The sequence below is a fragment of the Lamprobacter sp. genome, assembly GCF_034860625.1.
Classification (GTDB): domain Bacteria; phylum Pseudomonadota; class Gammaproteobacteria; order Chromatiales; family Chromatiaceae; genus Lamprobacter.
Genome location: NZ_JAYESN010000492.1, coordinates 1 through 1,513, shown reverse-complemented (window position 1 = coordinate 1,513; position 1,513 = coordinate 1). Strand labels below are relative to the sequence as shown.

Sequence of the window (1,513 nt, the reverse complement as noted above, 5' to 3'; positions counted from 1 at the left end):
CTTTGGCACTTTTTGGCCCCTCAGGCCGTCGCGGCAAGCTGATCGAGCAAGCGCTCCAGGCGCTGGGGTGAGATTTGGACGGGGTCCTGCTCGCCGGCTGACCTGTCGAAATCGGTTTCGCCCCAAATCCGGCGCCGGACCAAGGCCAGGCAATCGGAGAAGGTTGCCTCCGGCTTGAGGTACCAGGCGCTTGAGCGCGCCAGTGTTGGCCAGTGCTCACGCCAGCGATGCACCATCAGGCAGACCAGCGAGAACAGCGCCATGAGCACCGGCGTGGTGCGGGCGATCGCCAGGTCGCTCCACTGCCGCTGGGTCTCCACACCCAGGTGGCGACGGGTCTCCTCGAAGGTCACCTCCAGCGACCACCGCCAGACGAACAGCTCGATGACCCGCGCCGGGGTCAGGGTCAGCGCGGTGGTGAAGAAGGCCTGCGCCGGCAGGCGTCCCTCGGGATCGACCACCAAGACCCAACGAATCGGCAGTGGGGTGATGCCGGGCGTGTGCCAGAGTGCGACGCCGCTGAGCACGCGCAGCGTTTTGCGCTGGCCGCGGTACCAGGCGACGGTCACCGCCTCGCCCTGGGTGCGCGCTTCCTCGACGCGGTTGGCCAGCTTGGCCAGGCGCGCGCCTTTCTGCGGCTTGCGCCCGCGTCGCCCCGGCGGCACCGGTTCGGGTTTGGCAAACAGGCGCGCATCCAGGCGCAGGCGACTGATCAGCGTGGCTTGATTGACCAGGCACTCCCAGCCCAACTGGATGCAGGCATAACGCCCATCGCCGATCAAGATCCACGGGCGTCGTCCCAGCCAGCGCGCAACCAGACGCACCATCACGACAGTCCACTCGACAGTCGTGCGATGCCGGCGGCCGGCCTCGGTGTCGGCCTGCTTGGAGGGCATCAGCAGGGTCAGAAACGGCAGGGCCCACATCCGCTGACTCCAAGGGACGGGCACCATCAGCGCCATCACCAGCCATTCCACGCCCAGACAGGTCACCACCTTGCCCCGGCTCGAGCGCACCGCATCCCGATACACCCCTTTGGCGCGGATGCGCGGCCCGAAGCGCCGCTCCAGGGTCTCGTCGACCGCCATCACAATCGGCAGGCTGGGCGGCAGCAGGGCCAGCAACAGCCCCAGTAGGATCTGCGCGCCGCGCAGGCCGGACCAGCGCGCGCGGTTGAGCACCCGATGGTCACGCTCGAAGCGCCGCTCGCCGGAGCGGCCCATCGCGCGTAACGCCGCCGTCACCGTGCGTGGCCCCTGCGCGAGCAGGGTGCCGATCACCAACACCTGTGCGTGCGCCCAGGTCGGCCGCGTGAACAGCACGGCAAACGGTTCTAAAACGGCTACAATCGTCAACGGCAGAGCGAGCATGGGCGGTTCGGTTTGGCGTTTTGGTCGACATCAAACAATACCGCCCACCTCGCGCTGCCGCCAACCGCGCAGCCGCCGGCTGGCCCGCCGACGCTGGCCGCTCACCGGCTACGAAACCGCTCAGCAAAATGGCCAAAGTCGAG

At 68.2% G+C, this 1,513-nt stretch carries 1 protein-coding gene; it reads right to left on the bottom strand.

Going from position 1 to position 1,513, the window contains the following annotated elements; translation table 11 throughout:
* Positions 1–20: 20 nt before the first annotated feature.
* Positions 21–1,370 (bottom strand): transposase, encoded by a 1,350-nt coding sequence (locus VBE63_RS29150; protein ID WP_323686468.1) that lies wholly within the window; start codon positions 1,368–1,370, stop codon positions 21–23.
* Between the last annotated feature and the right edge of the window lie 143 nt (positions 1,371–1,513).